Here is a 13045-nt window from a genome sequence, read left to right on the forward strand (position 1 = left end):
ATCGCACAGGTTGGCATCGCGCAGGTCGGCATCGCACAGGTTGGCTCTGGATCCGCATTCGCGTGATGACTCTATCCAGACTCTGTGCTCGTCTAAAATTTTAGCTAAATCAGATGTGTTCATTGTTAGCTCCAAAATGCGAATAAAATAAATGCGATTAATCCCCAGAAAATTGCGCAGAATGTGATAACGAAACCCCATACGACAATATTTGAATTCACCATGGCGACACCCTGCCAGGTAAATCGGTTAATCTTCTTGCACCGGTCATTGCTGTAGCGATATAGCTTGACTCGCCGTTGACAACCTCAACAAATATTTTTTTGCCATTAACTTTTACGGTGTAATTTGTTCTTTTGCCCTGTATGCCGTACTCACCGAATCTCATGTGATGCTCTGTCAGAGCTGCCTCACATGCCGCTCTTTCAGTTGGTGATTTCCTGCTGCGGTTAATCAGTCTCATATAATATCCTTAGTCATATTTGACCCGGCCTGTTATTAGTCCGATTCCCCACGATATCCACGGCAGGGTAAATCGCGGGGCGTATTTATTTTCGTATCTCAGTAATATCTTTCTTGCCGCTGCGTCACGCTGTGATTTGCTGGTTATTTCCGGTTGACTCCACGCATGGTCTATTTCCGCCTTGGCTTTTCTGGCTATTGAGCGCAGAGCATTCAGTTCTTCCGGAGTCACAATTAACAACCTCAATTGCGTAGATAATGGTGTATTTCCGGCTCATGACTTAGCCCCTGAATTGTTATCTTTGGCCATGCTGTTCATGTCGTCGGCCTTTGTTGTTGCTGGCTCTGCTTTTTCAAACCAGTCATCAGGAGTGGACATAGCATCGCGCAGGCTGGCGTAAATTTTCTTCATCTGAATCATCTGCGCCGGCCTCATTGCCTCAACGCGGCACTGAATGCGTTTCTGTATCTGTTCTGATGTCACACCGAATTCGCTGCGGAACACGTCAACCATTTTCTTGATCGATTCAGGAGATGTATCTGCTGTACTGGTCAGCGTGATTTCACATTGCCGTACTGCGGCTTCTATGACATCGCCGGGGATAACGCCGAGAATGCAGGCGCGCAGACGACGAGACCCCTGATTGGCAACCATCTCGTAAATATCGCGCGGATCGTCAAGTTTTTTCTTTCCGTTTCTGGTGTAGCGAAAATGCGGTACAGCAAACGTCTTAACCTGCCGGGTATTTGTCTCTATGTCCCACGCAAACGCTTCGACAGTAGACTCACCTGATTTCTGCTCCAGCTCTCTGATTCCAAACTGGATATTCCCCCAGTTCTGGGCCAGCGCCTCGGCAAGGCGAATGCTGGGGCCGGTTACTTCTGCGCCGCCGCGAGAATACGAATACAGCGCGCCCTCTGCGAGGGTTGGTCTTGTGCAGGCCTGCAGAATTTTATCCATCGCACATATAGGATCTCGCGGAAATTTTTTGGCGATAACCATCGCCGCCTGAACTTCCTGAATTGCTCGCTGCTGTTCAACAGCGACCATTGCAGATCCTGCTGCCTGGGTTGCCGGGGCACCAAACGGATTGGCTACTGAGTTATTCATCACGATTCCTTGCCCACGCAGGGCGCTGTATCATTTCAAATCCCAGGCCCCACTCATTACTGATTTTTGCCTGGTGGAATGTTTGCAGGTCACGGCGATAAATCCGGTATCCTGCATCATGATCATCATCATCAAGCACAAAGAGCCTCACCGGATAACGACCGCAATCAATGCTTTCACTCACTGCGAGAAACGCAAATCTTGGCGCCACGCCATTGATAATTTTGTAACCATCGCAGTACATGGCCTCCTGGACGTGATACCGAAACTCTTCGATATGACGCGAAAATCTCTGCATATCCGCAACTTTCTTCACATCAACTATGAAATGGTGATTTCTCAGCATCCTGTCTGGTCTGGATCTGCATAGTTCTCCGGTTTCCGGGTCTGTCCAGTAAATTGATGCCTCGCTATCTCCCTCCTGTTCCAGCAACCACCTGGCGCCGGGGTGAGCAAAGACGCTTTCGCGCATCAGTTTTAATTTCCTGCCCTCATCTGAGCTCATTACCGTCATTTTTAAACCAACACACTGAAGAATAAATTCAGCCTCTTCAGCTTTTCCTGAATTAGTTCTGCGATTAAATTCAGGCGCCACAATGAATCGTTTATCAAATTCATCAGGTTCAAGTAATAAGCAGTGAAGCGCGGTTCCCATATCCAGAGATTTCGTTTTTTCATTATCTACTGGAGCAAGTTTTCGCCACTGATAAATAGCAGGGCTTATTGCAATATCATCCAGTTGAGACTTGCTTATCCCCGGACCACCATGATATTCATCATTTGATATTCCGTGATAAATTCCCTGTTTCATTATCATTCCCTCACCGAATATTCATATTCACATTGTTTCTTTGCCAGCATTTCTGCTGTGATACGCATGAACTCAGAGGCCAAATCCTGATAATCAACATCATCCATTAGAGAGTTTATTGCAGCGTGATCTGCATGTGTATTTCTGATCATTGCTGCAAGGTGGTGATATTTGAGTTCGCTCTCATAGAAATCAGCCAGGTCTGATTCCATTTTCTCAATTGCTATTTGTGCACAGTTCTCATCACAGCGTAACTGTTCTGCCCGGTCATGCATAATATAAGTCTGCATATCGATCACCCCTGAATTCTGAGTGTAAAAATCCCTGCCGCTATCGGCATAATTAATTAGATCTGGTAATTTGCTGTCAGATTAAATCAGGGTTGCCTTTCTGAGCCAGAACGTAGCAGAGGCGGCGAACCATCACCCAGAACAGCGAAAGGGGAATTGCCTGCTGCTGTGGTGGTTTCATCATGAAATCTCTCATCCTGCATCTCCTCTGGTATCCCTTTACGCCGGGTAGCGGAACGTTTTCCTGTCGCGCCAGCTTGTTGCTGTTGCTTCGATGAACTTAGAATACTACACAAAGTAGATTAGTCAACACTAAAAGTAGAAAATAGAAGGGTTTGAGCTACAATAAATTGTATTTTGTTGTTTTTATTGTGTATTTAGTAGAAAAAGAACGAAAAAAAACCGGCACAAAGGCCGGATTTTTTGTTTGAGTGGTTAGCGAGAGTATTTTGTGTAGTATTCTTTCAACTCTTTGTATCGCATTTCGAAAGCGGAAAGCATGTTGCGGGCTTCTATGTCAGGAAATTTCCTGAAAAGTAGCAGTAATCGGATCTCATCTTCACTCAATCCAGGAAATTTTTCTTCCTGGCTGGTGATTGCTGGGAGTTGTTCTGTTGGGGATGTTGCGTATTCAGCTGTATCCTCCTGAACTGTGTGCTCGCCGTAGTCAAGCCATGAGGTGGTAACCCCAAGCCATGTGGCAATCTTTTGCATTTTTTCGGTGCGAGGCTTCGCCGTACCCATAGTATAGCGGCGGGCCATCTCGTATGTGACTTTGATAGCTGAACTTAAATCATTGACAGAATAGCCTTTTTCTTTAAGTACGGCATTTAGCCGGTCAGCAAAGTCCTGATGTCTTTTCTTGTCTTCTACCATATGTAGAAGATTAAGCGAGTAGTTCAACATAGTCATTTCTATTTTAAATAGTTGCTTTTTCTACTTTGTGTAGTATTCTGTGTTCAACCAACCAAGGAGAACGCAATGATCACTACGCCTTACAAGAACATCACGGAAAAAGCAGTTAAGTCCGTAGGGACGCTCTCTTACGTCACCCGTATGTTCGATCTTAAATCTGTCCAGTCGGTCGCTAACTGGATTGCTCGCAATAAGGTCCCTGATACCCGTGTCACAAAGCTATGTGAGATGGGCGGCTGGGTTGTCACTCCGTATGAATTGCGGCCCGACATCCATCTCAACCCAACCAGTGGAATTCCAGAGGATGTTATCAACAAATGGAAATTGAGGCTGACACATGAAAATCACACCGACAGTTGAGCAGATAGCAGATGTAATTCAGCAGCGCGCACAGAGATTTGGCTGGAAAAGCGTGGGCGTGGACATGGCTGCAAAATATCAGGAGAAGCGGGGCGGTGATCTGCTGCCGGCGCCAGATACTGAGGACGGCATCAGAAACGCTGTGCAGCGCGTCAGGAGAATCTGGCAGGGGCTGTCGGGTTGCAATTATCGCGCGATGGCCGAAGACCTTCGGGATGTTGCTCTGGAGACGATACCAACGCGCCAGCGCATGGAGCTGGAGCAACCAGACGCACCAGAACTGTCAATGGCCAGAGTCATGGAGGCATACGGTCAGACGATGTCAGCAATCACGGTCCGCTGCCCGTCTGCCATGTCTCAGCTGAACAAACTGATTGAAAGTTTGCAGGCACTGTATCCGATCGTCGAACAAATGGCGGTTATGTAGTGACCGGAGGAAGCATGATTTTATCAAATAAAAAATCCGCGTCGGGCGAAGACACGGATTTCTGGTATTGCATGAATTATCACCATGACAACATACAGGGTGCATTATGACAAATGCTGCAAAGGTTATCAAATTCCCCGGGCCTGAACCTGCCTGGAAGGAGCAGCGAGTGGCTGATACAGACGACGGTTTTACTCGTCTGGCAAACGAACTCTATGAAGAGCTGATTGGAGCCAATCTGACGCGAAATCAGGCGAAAGTGGCACATGCGGTTTGCCGGAAAACGTATGGATTTAACAAGAGGATGGATCGCATTGCAGATGCCCAGATCGCCCAGTTAACCAGACTGCCAAGACAGAAGGTTAACGCTGTAAAAAATGAGCTGATAGGTATGCGTGTGCTCATCACTGAGGGGGGGTTAATTGGCCCGAATAAAAATCTCAATGAGTGGAATATTCCACCAGTAAAAAGCGGGCCAAAGTGTCACCACGATAGTTACAGTCACCACGATAGTGACACTGTCCCCACCATAGTGACAAAAATTGTCACCAAAACAGTGACAGACCTGTCACCAAAACAGGGACACACAAAAGACACTATTACAAAAGACAATAAAGACAATATAAATATACCCCCTATAGTCCCCCTGGAGTCTGCGAAGAAAAAACCAGTGAAACGGGCAACGCAGTTTCCCGTTGGATTCACTCCGACAGACGGAAACCGAACACTGGCAGAAAATCTTGGGGTCGATCTGCGTGGCGAGATGGAAGCATTCGCCGATTATCACCAGTCCAAGGGCTCGACGTTCAGGGACTGGTCCCTGGCACTGAATACCTGGCTGCGTAACGCCGCAAAATTTGGCCGATCAACTCCACCGGCCGCAAAGCGCAGGCCTGCGCCTGAGGGATTTGCTGAAAAAAACTATGGTCAGACTGAAATTCCGTCCTGGATGGAGGAGTGATCATGAATCTCGACGAACGAATTTCTGCTCTGGAAAAAAAACTCATTGAGCTGGCCAGCCCTCCACAGATTATCGAGCACTCGGAGGTGGTTATCAGTCGTGAGATTTGCCCGGAGCATGGCGAATATGAACAGCGCAGGCGCATATCCACGGCCCAGGCGCCGATACGGCTGCCGGTGATTCCCTCACGGTGTCCGGGTTGTATCCGTGAGGAGCTGATAGGGCTGCAGGCAGAAAAAATAAATCGCGAGGAACTGGTACGAAAAAACACAACTGACAGGTTGCTGGCTGAGCTGAACGTTCCTGAGCGATTTTCAGACTGTACGCTGGAAAACTATGAGCCAGTCAACGCAGACGCAAAACGCGCGCTCAGGGTTTGCCAGGCATACGCATCGAAATGGCCTCAGCGTCTGCAGAATGGTGGCGGACTTGTTATGTGTGGCAAGCCCGGTACCGGTAAAAACCATTTGGCACTGGCTATTGCCAGACAGGTGATAACTCAGTATCAGAGCCCGGTAGTGTTCACTACAGCGCTGAAAATTGCCCGGGAATTTAAATCCACCTGGTCGAAAAACTCCGCCAGGACGGAGGATGATGTCATTCGACATTTCACACGTCCCGACCTGCTGATCATCGATGAGGTCGGTGTCCAGTTTGGTACCGAGGCAGAAAAATTAATCATGTTTGAGGTAATCAATACCAGGTACGAGCGTATGCGGCCAACAATTTTAATTAGCAATCAGAGCAAAGAGGATCTGGCGGCATTCATCGGTGAAAGGGTGATAGACCGCATGAACGACGGCGGAGGTTGCACGCTGGCGTTCACGTGGGGAAGTTATCGCTCTTCTCAGCCAGGTAAAAGCGAGGCAGCCAATTGACACAGCCAATCTCCCGGGGATATATTCCTAAGGCGTCGGCAAAATCCGGCGCCGGGATTGGCATCCTGGAAAGGTAAAGCGCATAACCGCGCCAGCGGTTTTTTTATGCGTTAAGCATAGTCGCATCTCAATGGTGGGGCATGTGGGGGCGCCGAAAGGTGCGCCGGTTCTTTACCTCCGGTTATGCCAACCCTGCATGTCTCACCGCCACTGATTGGCATCAGTAGTGGTGATTAACCAGACAAAAGGTAAATCCCATGAAAACCCAGCTCATCCCCGTATTTAACGGCACAATATCTAACGAAACCACCACGCTTTGCAACGCCCGAGATCTACACGCTTTTCTAGGTGTGGGAAAGGTTTTTGCAGCATGGATTACCAGCCGCATAGCGGAATATGGATTCATAGAGAATCATGATTATATTTTGCTTTCCAAAACTGGAAAGCACTTAAAAAGTAGTAGAGGTGGCTACAACCGCAAAGACTATCACCTCACTCTGGATACAGCCAAAGAGCTGGCAATGGTAGAGCGCAACGAGAAGGGGCGGCAGATACGTAGCTATTTCATCGAGTGCGAAAAACGACTCAGAGAACAGAGCAGTTCACCATCGAAGTCTCGACAATGGGACAATCGCATACTTTGCTACCAACTGAACGGTGTGACGGTGGGAACGATGCATCTCACTGACGATCACATCGTGATCTCCATGTCTGACCATATCCAGATGCTGCGCCGGCATGGATATTTAGTTATTAACCGTTATGAATTAAACAGCCTGACAATCCCGCAGCTAATGAAATTATCGTTTAACTGAAATTCGTAAATCACAATCGCTATGGGCTATCAATAGGTAGCCCTTTACTCCAATTGATCGTAAATAACGATCAAAACAATTGGTTTTGATCTAAAAAATCTATCAATTGAAAAAGCAAGATTAATTTAAACCAAATGTATTTTATCTATATGATTTTTAATGGATTAAAATATAATGACAACAACAGTTTATAATTGTAAATATGTTTTTTATTAACGCAATATTGATTTGGATCAAGAAAAATTAAAATAATATTAATTTTATTGCTGAGTATCTAATGTTGCGCTAGTGTTAATTTTAGCCAATCCAGTAACCAACGCGGAAAAAATATTTTCCTTTTCGCCTGGATGGCTGTGCGCTAAATCTTCATAAAATAATTTTTGTTCGGGTGATTTATCTATGAAATGCAAAGAGTTACTGTTAATTATAGGAGTGCCGGGACGCTATGAGGTTTATTCTGACGGAAAAGGCGAGTTTACGGCACTATCACTGCCGGATGCGGCAATTTTAATTACGCCTGAGGCTCATTTTCAGTGCATTGAGCGCCTGACTCCCTTGCCTGTTCCTGAAACTGATTTATAATAATCAGTGCCGGCCTGAACAACTGGCACCTGTCGCGTCACCGGAGAGATACCGATGGCGCATACAATCTGCAGTTTTCCCCAATCACTGACGTGTAATCGCGCCGGTGATTTTATGCGTCTGTCATCCTGCGTGGTGGCGGCATGAAACAACAATTCCACCTCATCAACGAACACATCCGGCAGAACGCCATTGATTGCATCAGGGCATTGCCGGTCGATGCAAAACGCCCATTGGTTCTGGATATCCGCGAGATGACCCGCTCTCTTGCTCAAAACAGAATGCTTTGGTCTTGTCTCAATGATGTTTCAGAGCAAGTTGTCTGGTACGGAAAAAAACTCAACTCAGAAAGTTGGAAACATATTTTTAGCGCCAGTCTAAAAGGGCAACAGACCGTTCCTGGAATAGACGGCGGATTTGTTGTGCTCGGTCAGTCAACCAGCAAAATGCGCGTCAGTGAGATGCGTGACTTGATAACCCTGATTCATGCCTTTGGAGCAGAACGTAATGTGCAGTTCAGTGATGAGTCTGCATGTGCTCGCGAATGGGCTGTCCGTTTTGGGGGTGAGAATGATCAGTAAAGTCCGAGTTGACCAACTTCTTTCCTTTGATGAAAAAAACGGTGTTTTTGTTTGGAAATTAAACCGTGGAGGGAAAGCGCAGAAGGGATGTGTAGCTGGCGGAGTTGATAGTAAAGGGTATAGGCAGATCCGTATTGATGGGACGCTTTATCTTGCTCATCGACTTGTCTGGTTGATCAAATATGGCGAGTGGCCAGAGCACGATATTGATCACATCGATAGGGACCCGCTTAACATTAGGCCGGAAAATCTCCGTAAATGTACTGACCATGAAAACCAACAGAATGTTGCCCCAAGGAAAGATAACAAAAGTGGAGTGGCGGGGGTTTATTTCTGCGAAAAATCAAAAAAATGGAAGGCGCATATCACCTTTAAAGGTCGCACATTCCATCTTGGAACATTTTCCACATTTGAAGATGCAGTTGAAGCTCGCCTGAAAGCAAAGCATGAGTTTCATACGTTCAGCCCTAAACAAATATTAAGCAGTAAGCAGTGGGGTGAACGAAATGCATAGCCCACTCGCCAAAGTCATTGAGCGCGGCATATTCCGCGTACCGGCGCGTCGCAAGCGCAAAGTCGAAGTTAAACCGTCAGATATCCCGACCCTGAAAGACTATACCGTTCGCTTGGTCGATAAGAAGTGGCTACGCCTGAGAGCAAGGAGGCCACATGCTTAAACGTACTCAGCGCCGGTGCAAAATCTGCCGGGCAAAATTCACCCCAGCATTCGAAAACCATCGTTGGTGCTGCCCTGAGCATGGCGCTGAATTTGCCATGCAGGAACTGGAGAAGAAGCGCGATAAGCAGGCCAATGCGAAAGAGAAGAAAGAGCGCGCAGCCTGGCGCAAGCGCAAAGCAGCGGTGAAACCTCTTCGACACTGGGAGGATTTAACTCAGCGGGTCGTTAACGACTATATCCGCGAGCGTGACCACGATCTGTCGTGCATCAGCTGCGGCACGTTCGATACGGTGCAGTGGGAAGCCGGTCATTACCGCTCACGCGGTAAAGCATCTCACCTGCGCTACAACGAGGACAACATTAACAAGCAGTGCCATCACTGCAACGTGCAGATGTCAGGTAACCAGCAGCAATATCGTATTTGGCTGATACGAAAAATAGGGCATGAGCGTGTTGAAGCGCTGGAAAACAACAATTCCCCACACCGATACACCATCGAAGAACTGGAAAAAATCAGGAGGCATTACAGCGCCCTGAGGCGTCAGCTCGTAAAAACCGGGGGGGCGGCATGACTACCGAAACCATAGCAGCGCTTAAAGCACACTGGCAACGCCTCCGCCTTTATCGTTTTTCAGGATCGGTTATGACGGATTACCGAATCATCCGTAACGCAGCCAGGTTAATCCAAAGAGCAGAGGCCACGAAATGAATACACAGTATCTTGAGTTTGTTCGACAACAGCTCATCGTGGCAACCGCTGATCTGAGCGGAACAACAAAAGGGCAACTGGTGGCGTTTGCTGAGAACGCCACGTTCACTCCAACGGCACGCAGTCGTACCAGAAAAAAAATTATCCATCCACAGACGGGCCGGCTTGTAAACCCATGTAACCCACCTATACCTGGCAAACAATCCTGCCCTAAGGGGACGTCGATAGCCCTTGTTCAGCCGATTGAGTACTCATCATCATCATGGCGCAGAGCTGTTATCTCTCTCGAGAATCACCTGAAGTCCTGGTTGCTGTGGAATTACAGTGAAAATATTAAATTTGAGCACCAGATATCCATTACCCGCTGGGGGTGGCAGGAATTTAAATCCCGTATCGGTGAAAAAAAAGTCACAAAAAAAACAATGGAAAGGCTAGAAAAATTAATCTGGCTCGCCGCTCAGGATACAAAAATGGAACTGGCTGGACTGGATGTTTATGAATTACAGAAACTGGCAGAACTTGTTGATGTAAAGCCGTCAAACTGGTCAGAAACTTTTTCTGGGCACTGGGAATCAATGAAGGGCATATATCGAAAAATGGACGCCGAAGCATTATTGGCGGTTTCTCGGGCCAGATCACAACAAAAAGCGATTAATTTTCATTGCGGAGTTGCAAAACTGAAGTGAAGCAGATATATTTTAATAAATTTTGATATTGTCGCCAGAGCTTTAAGTGACGACGATTAATAAGAGCCTCGGTTTAACACCGGGGCTTTTTGTTTCATAGCGATCTGAATTGATTCAGATTTTTCAGCTCCAAATCGCATAATGAATTGTCTGAGGTGGCGTATGCTTATTCGTGATTTATCACACAAGGAGACGGCAATGAGCATTACATTTCAGGATATCAAGAATAAAAAAAACGAGCTTGACAAGAAGATAGCTTTTCGTGAGGCGACGCTCAGGGGGGATGCAGCAAAGCTGATGGTCGCATATCGTGACTCTTTATCTTTACCCAAAGCGGAATGGTTTTGTTCTGACGGGCGAGGGAGGCCATATGTTGAGTCAGGTTACCTCATGAATGGTAAATTTGCTCCCTGTTCAGTGAGTGGATTTTCTCTTGACGAAGAGCGACGCCTGAAATTCATGATAAGTACTGTGGTGAGTGATGATGGGCTACATGCAGGAGAATATTACCTCGTTAGCATTGGTATGTGGTATGAGGAGAAAATGCTGCATGTTTCTGTAGGCGGCGTTCCTGGCAGCATCATTGTTGCATGTCATGATGATACAGACTCATATTTTGAGGTGTGTACAGCTATGAAGGACGTTGTATTCCGTTCATTCAATGATCGCCGTCTTGATTAAACGACAATCCCGCCTCACGGCGGGGTTTCTGCATCATCTTCCCTGCCGCGTTCTACACAGAAAATTGAATTAAAATCCTGCTCCAGCCGTCGCAGGTCAATAACATCGTTTTCATCATAGTCATCCGGAGGTGCTCCAGGAAGCGCTGGAAAATCACTCATCGGCGATCCCCATGTGTTTTTTAAAGCCAGATAATGCGAGCTGAATAACCTCCTTTCCGTCCTGAGTTGCGAAAAATCCAGGCAATCCGTTCAGGTTAGCGCTGAGCCACTGTTGATCGTTAACGGTCATCTGGCCGCCGATGGAGTTCAGTACGGCGACTGCCGGGTGTGCTGGCTGCGCCGGCGCTGGTGTCTGATTAATTACTGCCGGCTGTGGTTGCTGTTGTAACGACAACTGCCGCTGAACCTCCTGCTGAATGAGCTGCTGGATGTTCGGAACAGGCTGTGGCATTTGCTGCTGTGGGGCCTGCTGAGGCTGCATAAATGGCTGTTGATACTGATTCTGGTATGGCTGCTGGTACTGGGCCGGGTTGGGATAGGTCATTTGCGGTTGCTGTGCCATGAAATTGAGTTGATTTCTCATGTTTTCGAGTTGCTGCATGTACGGTGTCTGAAACTGGTTGTTAAACATTCTGGCTCCTGAAGTAAGGCCCCCGAGGGGGCCTGATTATCAGATTTTGGTGTTGATGGGGTTCGCAGTCTGGCTCGCGCCAGTGAGCGTACCGCTACCAATGTTGATCTGAGCATTGGTGGCTTTAGCCAGTTGCCCGATATCGTACAGCTCACGCTGGAATCGGTCGAAAAACAGCGCCTGAGCCTGAGCCTGCTGTTGGAACTGCACAGCTGTCTGGTTCTGGTTGTTGATCATGTTGATTTCCAGCCCGTGACGATCACGATCTCGGCTGCGTTCATTACGCAGTTCGATGATTTCGTCCTGACGCTCAGCAGCGATGCGGTTCAGTTCCAGGATCTGGTTGTTAGTAATCAGAGCGCGCGTCTTCTCGCCCTCGTTGTGAGTAGCGGTAGCCAGATCGTACCGGGTTTCACTCAACTGCTGGCTCAGCTGGAACATGGTATTAGCCTGTGCCAGCTGAATTGCTGTTTGCCCCTGTTGCAGAGCGATGGTCTGCTCCAGCGTCTGGGTGGTCAGTGAATCCTGAGCCTGTGCCAGCGCCAGTTGAAGATTTGCCTCTGCAAGCGGGACAGCGGCCTTGATATCGCCCAGGTCGCTTAACTGCTGAACGTCCATGACATCATCAACTGTGCAGCAGCGGGTCTGGCAGCAACAATTGTTGTTGTTGTTATTCAGAGCGGCGATTTCCGCAGCAGTGATACCGGCAGCAGCGGCGCCGCCGCCCCAGCCACCGCCCCATCCGCCGCGGAACAGAGACGCAGCCAGGATACCGCCGAGCAGACCACCGCCGCCAAACCCATCGCCGCAGCCACCGTAACCGCCGCCGTAACCGTAGGGTTGGGTGGTGAAAACATTTACCGGCTGTTCCATATGTGAGTCCTCGTGTTTGTGCTTGTGCTTGTGTTTATGCTTAACTTTGTGGTGATGTAACTCGACATCCTTAGCAATGATGTCGTCAACTTCACCGACGTCTTCTTCAGCCATTGTCAGCCTCCTGTCGTCAGACATAAGAATTTTCGTCTCCGGCTTCCCATTCATCAATAACGTTAAACAAATGTTATGGATACGAAGAACATTGCTGTGAGGCGACCTTGCCGCGCGTGCGGCACGCTGCTGTACTTATGCTCTGTATGCGGGCGATGGTATGCACCAGGTCGTGCAGACCAGATATTCTGCGGCCCAGCGTGTCGAATGCGTAAGGTGAGGGCAATCAATATGGTGGCGAGTAAAGACGGTCGTAAACTGCATTTACTGGGAGAGGTCAGAGATGGTGCGCGTGTTCTGGTGGCGGTTAAATGGTACGATAAACATAAGAAAATCTGGATTTTAGAATTAAAAACCAAAGAAGAACTGGATTGATTAATTCCCCGCCACGGCGGGGTTTTTTATTTAACGCTCCCGCGCTAAAAGCCGGACACTATCAATTGTTTATAACTGCAGCGGATACGGCCGGGAGCGTTA

General features: G+C 47.9%; 22 protein-coding genes. 14 read left to right on the forward strand and 8 right to left on the reverse strand.

Features of this window, described 5'->3' with window-relative positions; all coding sequences use genetic code 11:
- Window positions 1–217: 217 nt before the first annotated feature.
- The 5 genes from AQ981_RS26180 to AQ981_RS16480 form a co-directional block, all read right to left on the reverse strand.
- Window positions 218–463, reverse strand: coding sequence for a DUF4060 family protein (locus AQ981_RS26180; RefSeq protein WP_071608918.1), 246 nt, complete (start codon window positions 461–463; stop codon window positions 218–220).
- A gap of 273 nt (window positions 464–736) precedes the next feature.
- Window positions 737–1573, reverse strand: coding sequence for a hypothetical protein (locus AQ981_RS16465; RefSeq protein WP_058912838.1), 837 nt, complete (start codon window positions 1571–1573; stop codon window positions 737–739).
- Window positions 1566–2384, reverse strand: coding sequence for a PD-(D/E)XK nuclease-like domain-containing protein (locus AQ981_RS16470; protein ID WP_058912839.1), 819 nt, complete (start codon window positions 2382–2384; stop codon window positions 1566–1568). Before AQ981_RS16470 ends, AQ981_RS16465 begins: the two co-directional genes overlap by 8 nt.
- Window positions 2385–2386: 2 nt before the next feature.
- Window positions 2387–2674, reverse strand: a complete 288-nt coding sequence (locus AQ981_RS16475; RefSeq protein WP_058912840.1) for a host-nuclease inhibitor Gam family protein — start codon at window positions 2672–2674, stop codon at window positions 2387–2389.
- A 435-nt stretch (window positions 2675–3109) separates the two neighbouring features.
- Window positions 3110–3580: a helix-turn-helix domain-containing protein gene (locus AQ981_RS16480; protein WP_249226327.1), complete on the reverse strand. Its 471-nt coding sequence runs from the start codon at window positions 3578–3580 to the stop codon at window positions 3110–3112.
- A gap of 75 nt (window positions 3581–3655) precedes the next feature.
- Between AQ981_RS16480 and AQ981_RS16485 the strand changes: the two genes are divergently transcribed.
- From AQ981_RS16485 to AQ981_RS16530, 13 genes are all read left to right on the forward strand, one after another.
- Window positions 3656–3949 (forward strand): helix-turn-helix domain-containing protein, encoded by a 294-nt coding sequence (locus tag AQ981_RS16485; RefSeq protein WP_249226328.1) that lies wholly within the window; start codon window positions 3656–3658, stop codon window positions 3947–3949.
- On the forward strand, window positions 3927–4376 hold the full coding sequence (locus tag AQ981_RS16490) for a hypothetical protein (RefSeq protein WP_058912842.1): 450 nt from the start codon (window positions 3927–3929) through the stop codon (window positions 4374–4376). The genes AQ981_RS16485 and AQ981_RS16490 overlap by 23 nt, the downstream gene beginning before the upstream one ends.
- 106 nt (window positions 4377–4482) lie before the next feature.
- Window positions 4483–5337, forward strand: coding sequence for a replication protein (locus AQ981_RS16495; RefSeq protein ID WP_058912843.1), 855 nt, complete (start codon window positions 4483–4485; stop codon window positions 5335–5337).
- Window positions 5338–5339: 2 nt separating this feature from the next.
- Entirely contained in the window at window positions 5340–6215 is an 876-nt protein-coding gene (locus tag AQ981_RS16500) for an ATP-binding protein (protein WP_058912844.1), read from the forward strand.
- A 257-nt stretch (window positions 6216–6472) separates the two neighbouring features.
- Entirely contained in the window at window positions 6473–7030 is a 558-nt protein-coding gene (locus AQ981_RS16505; RefSeq protein WP_058912845.1) for an antA/AntB antirepressor family protein, read from the forward strand.
- A 399-nt stretch (window positions 7031–7429) separates the two neighbouring features.
- Window positions 7430–7612, forward strand: coding sequence for a hypothetical protein (locus AQ981_RS27680; protein WP_154675945.1), 183 nt, complete (start codon window positions 7430–7432; stop codon window positions 7610–7612).
- A 143-nt stretch (window positions 7613–7755) separates the two neighbouring features.
- Entirely contained in the window at window positions 7756–8193 is a 438-nt protein-coding gene (locus AQ981_RS16510; RefSeq protein WP_058912846.1) for a recombination protein NinB, read from the forward strand.
- On the forward strand, window positions 8183–8707 hold the full coding sequence (locus AQ981_RS16515) for an HNH endonuclease signature motif containing protein (RefSeq protein ID WP_058912847.1): 525 nt from the start codon (window positions 8183–8185) through the stop codon (window positions 8705–8707). The genes AQ981_RS16510 and AQ981_RS16515 overlap by 11 nt, the downstream gene beginning before the upstream one ends.
- Window positions 8700–8870, forward strand: a complete 171-nt coding sequence (locus tag AQ981_RS26185) for a NinE family protein (protein WP_071608919.1) — start codon at window positions 8700–8702, stop codon at window positions 8868–8870. Before AQ981_RS16515 ends, AQ981_RS26185 begins: the two co-directional genes overlap by 8 nt.
- Complete coding sequence (locus tag AQ981_RS16520; protein WP_058912848.1) at window positions 8863–9444, forward strand: recombination protein NinG; 582 nt, start codon at window positions 8863–8865, stop codon at window positions 9442–9444. Before AQ981_RS26185 ends, AQ981_RS16520 begins: the two co-directional genes overlap by 8 nt.
- Entirely contained in the window at window positions 9441–9581 is a 141-nt protein-coding gene (locus tag AQ981_RS27340; protein WP_121500680.1) for a YlcG family protein, read from the forward strand. The genes AQ981_RS16520 and AQ981_RS27340 overlap by 4 nt, the downstream gene beginning before the upstream one ends.
- A complete protein-coding gene (locus AQ981_RS16525; protein WP_058912849.1) occupies window positions 9578–10267 on the forward strand; it encodes a bacteriophage antitermination protein Q in 690 nt (229 codons plus the stop codon). Before AQ981_RS27340 ends, AQ981_RS16525 begins: the two co-directional genes overlap by 4 nt.
- Window positions 10268–10465: 198 nt before the next feature.
- A complete protein-coding gene (locus tag AQ981_RS16530; RefSeq protein ID WP_058912850.1) occupies window positions 10466–10948 on the forward strand; it encodes a hypothetical protein in 483 nt (160 codons plus the stop codon).
- Window positions 10949–10962: 14 nt separating this feature from the next.
- On the opposite strand, the gene AQ981_RS27685 is transcribed toward AQ981_RS16530, so the two are convergent.
- From AQ981_RS27685 to AQ981_RS16540, 3 genes are read right to left on the reverse strand one after another with little or no spacing between them, the layout of a single operon-like run.
- On the reverse strand, window positions 10963–11109 hold the full coding sequence (locus AQ981_RS27685; protein ID WP_154675946.1) for a hypothetical protein: 147 nt from the start codon (window positions 11107–11109) through the stop codon (window positions 10963–10965).
- Window positions 11102–11581: a hypothetical protein gene (locus AQ981_RS16535; RefSeq protein WP_058912851.1), complete on the reverse strand. Its 480-nt coding sequence runs from the start codon at window positions 11579–11581 to the stop codon at window positions 11102–11104. The genes AQ981_RS27685 and AQ981_RS16535 overlap by 8 nt, the downstream gene beginning before the upstream one ends.
- 39 nt (window positions 11582–11620) lie before the next feature.
- Window positions 11621–12568 carry a hypothetical protein gene (locus AQ981_RS16540; RefSeq protein ID WP_058912852.1) on the reverse strand — a complete coding sequence of 316 codons (948 nt, stop codon included), beginning with the start codon at window positions 12566–12568 and terminating at the stop codon, window positions 11621–11623.
- Window positions 12569–12799: 231 nt separating this feature from the next.
- Between AQ981_RS16540 and AQ981_RS27690 the strand changes: the two genes are divergently transcribed.
- Window positions 12800–12943, forward strand: a complete 144-nt coding sequence (locus tag AQ981_RS27690) for a hypothetical protein (RefSeq protein WP_154675947.1) — start codon at window positions 12800–12802, stop codon at window positions 12941–12943.
- The last annotated feature ends 102 nt before the right edge of the window (window positions 12944–13045 follow it).

It is taken from the genome of Entomohabitans teleogrylli (assembly GCF_001484765.1).
In the GTDB taxonomy this organism is placed as follows: Bacteria; Pseudomonadota; Gammaproteobacteria; order Enterobacterales; family Enterobacteriaceae; genus Entomohabitans; species Entomohabitans teleogrylli.

Excerpts from the sequence above, each read along its gene's own strand:
- AQ981_RS27685 (WP_154675946.1), bottom strand. The coding sequence starts at position 11,109 with ATGAGTGATTTTCCAGCGCTTCCTGGAGCACCTCCGGATGACTATGAT.
- AQ981_RS27340 (WP_121500680.1), top strand. The coding sequence starts at position 9,441 with ATGACTACCGAAACCATAGCAGCGCTTAAAGCACACTGGCAACGCCTC.
- AQ981_RS16530 (WP_058912850.1), top strand. The coding sequence starts at position 10,466 with ATGAGCATTACATTTCAGGATATCAAGAATAAAAAAAACGAGCTTGAC.
- AQ981_RS16540 (WP_058912852.1), bottom strand. The coding sequence starts at position 12,568 with ATGGCTGAAGAAGACGTCGGTGAAGTTGACGACATCATTGCTAAGGAT.
- AQ981_RS16470 (WP_058912839.1), bottom strand. The coding sequence starts at position 2,384 with ATGAAACAGGGAATTTATCACGGAATATCAAATGATGAATATCATGGT.
- AQ981_RS16475 (WP_058912840.1), bottom strand. The coding sequence starts at position 2,674 with ATGCAGACTTATATTATGCATGACCGGGCAGAACAGTTACGCTGTGAT.
- AQ981_RS16465 (WP_058912838.1), bottom strand. The coding sequence starts at position 1,573 with ATGAATAACTCAGTAGCCAATCCGTTTGGTGCCCCGGCAACCCAGGCA.
- AQ981_RS26185 (WP_071608919.1), top strand. The coding sequence starts at position 8,700 with ATGCATAGCCCACTCGCCAAAGTCATTGAGCGCGGCATATTCCGCGTA.
- AQ981_RS16480 (WP_249226327.1), bottom strand. The coding sequence starts at position 3,580 with ATGTTGAACTACTCGCTTAATCTTCTACATATGGTAGAAGACAAGAAA.
- AQ981_RS16485 (WP_249226328.1), top strand. The coding sequence starts at position 3,656 with ATGATCACTACGCCTTACAAGAACATCACGGAAAAAGCAGTTAAGTCC.
- AQ981_RS16535 (WP_058912851.1), bottom strand. The coding sequence starts at position 11,581 with ATGTTTAACAACCAGTTTCAGACACCGTACATGCAGCAACTCGAAAAC.
- AQ981_RS16500 (WP_058912844.1), top strand. The coding sequence starts at position 5,340 with ATGAATCTCGACGAACGAATTTCTGCTCTGGAAAAAAAACTCATTGAG.
- AQ981_RS16490 (WP_058912842.1), top strand. The coding sequence starts at position 3,927 with ATGAAAATCACACCGACAGTTGAGCAGATAGCAGATGTAATTCAGCAG.
- AQ981_RS16505 (WP_058912845.1), top strand. The coding sequence starts at position 6,473 with ATGAAAACCCAGCTCATCCCCGTATTTAACGGCACAATATCTAACGAA.
- AQ981_RS27690 (WP_154675947.1), top strand. The coding sequence starts at position 12,800 with ATGGTGGCGAGTAAAGACGGTCGTAAACTGCATTTACTGGGAGAGGTC.
- AQ981_RS16525 (WP_058912849.1), top strand. The coding sequence starts at position 9,578 with ATGAATACACAGTATCTTGAGTTTGTTCGACAACAGCTCATCGTGGCA.
- AQ981_RS16495 (WP_058912843.1), top strand. The coding sequence starts at position 4,483 with ATGACAAATGCTGCAAAGGTTATCAAATTCCCCGGGCCTGAACCTGCC.
- AQ981_RS16510 (WP_058912846.1), top strand. The coding sequence starts at position 7,756 with ATGAAACAACAATTCCACCTCATCAACGAACACATCCGGCAGAACGCC.
- AQ981_RS16515 (WP_058912847.1), top strand. The coding sequence starts at position 8,183 with ATGATCAGTAAAGTCCGAGTTGACCAACTTCTTTCCTTTGATGAAAAA.
- AQ981_RS27680 (WP_154675945.1), top strand. The coding sequence starts at position 7,430 with ATGAAATGCAAAGAGTTACTGTTAATTATAGGAGTGCCGGGACGCTAT.
- AQ981_RS26180 (WP_071608918.1), bottom strand. The coding sequence starts at position 463 with ATGAGACTGATTAACCGCAGCAGGAAATCACCAACTGAAAGAGCGGCA.
- AQ981_RS16520 (WP_058912848.1), top strand. The coding sequence starts at position 8,863 with ATGCTTAAACGTACTCAGCGCCGGTGCAAAATCTGCCGGGCAAAATTC.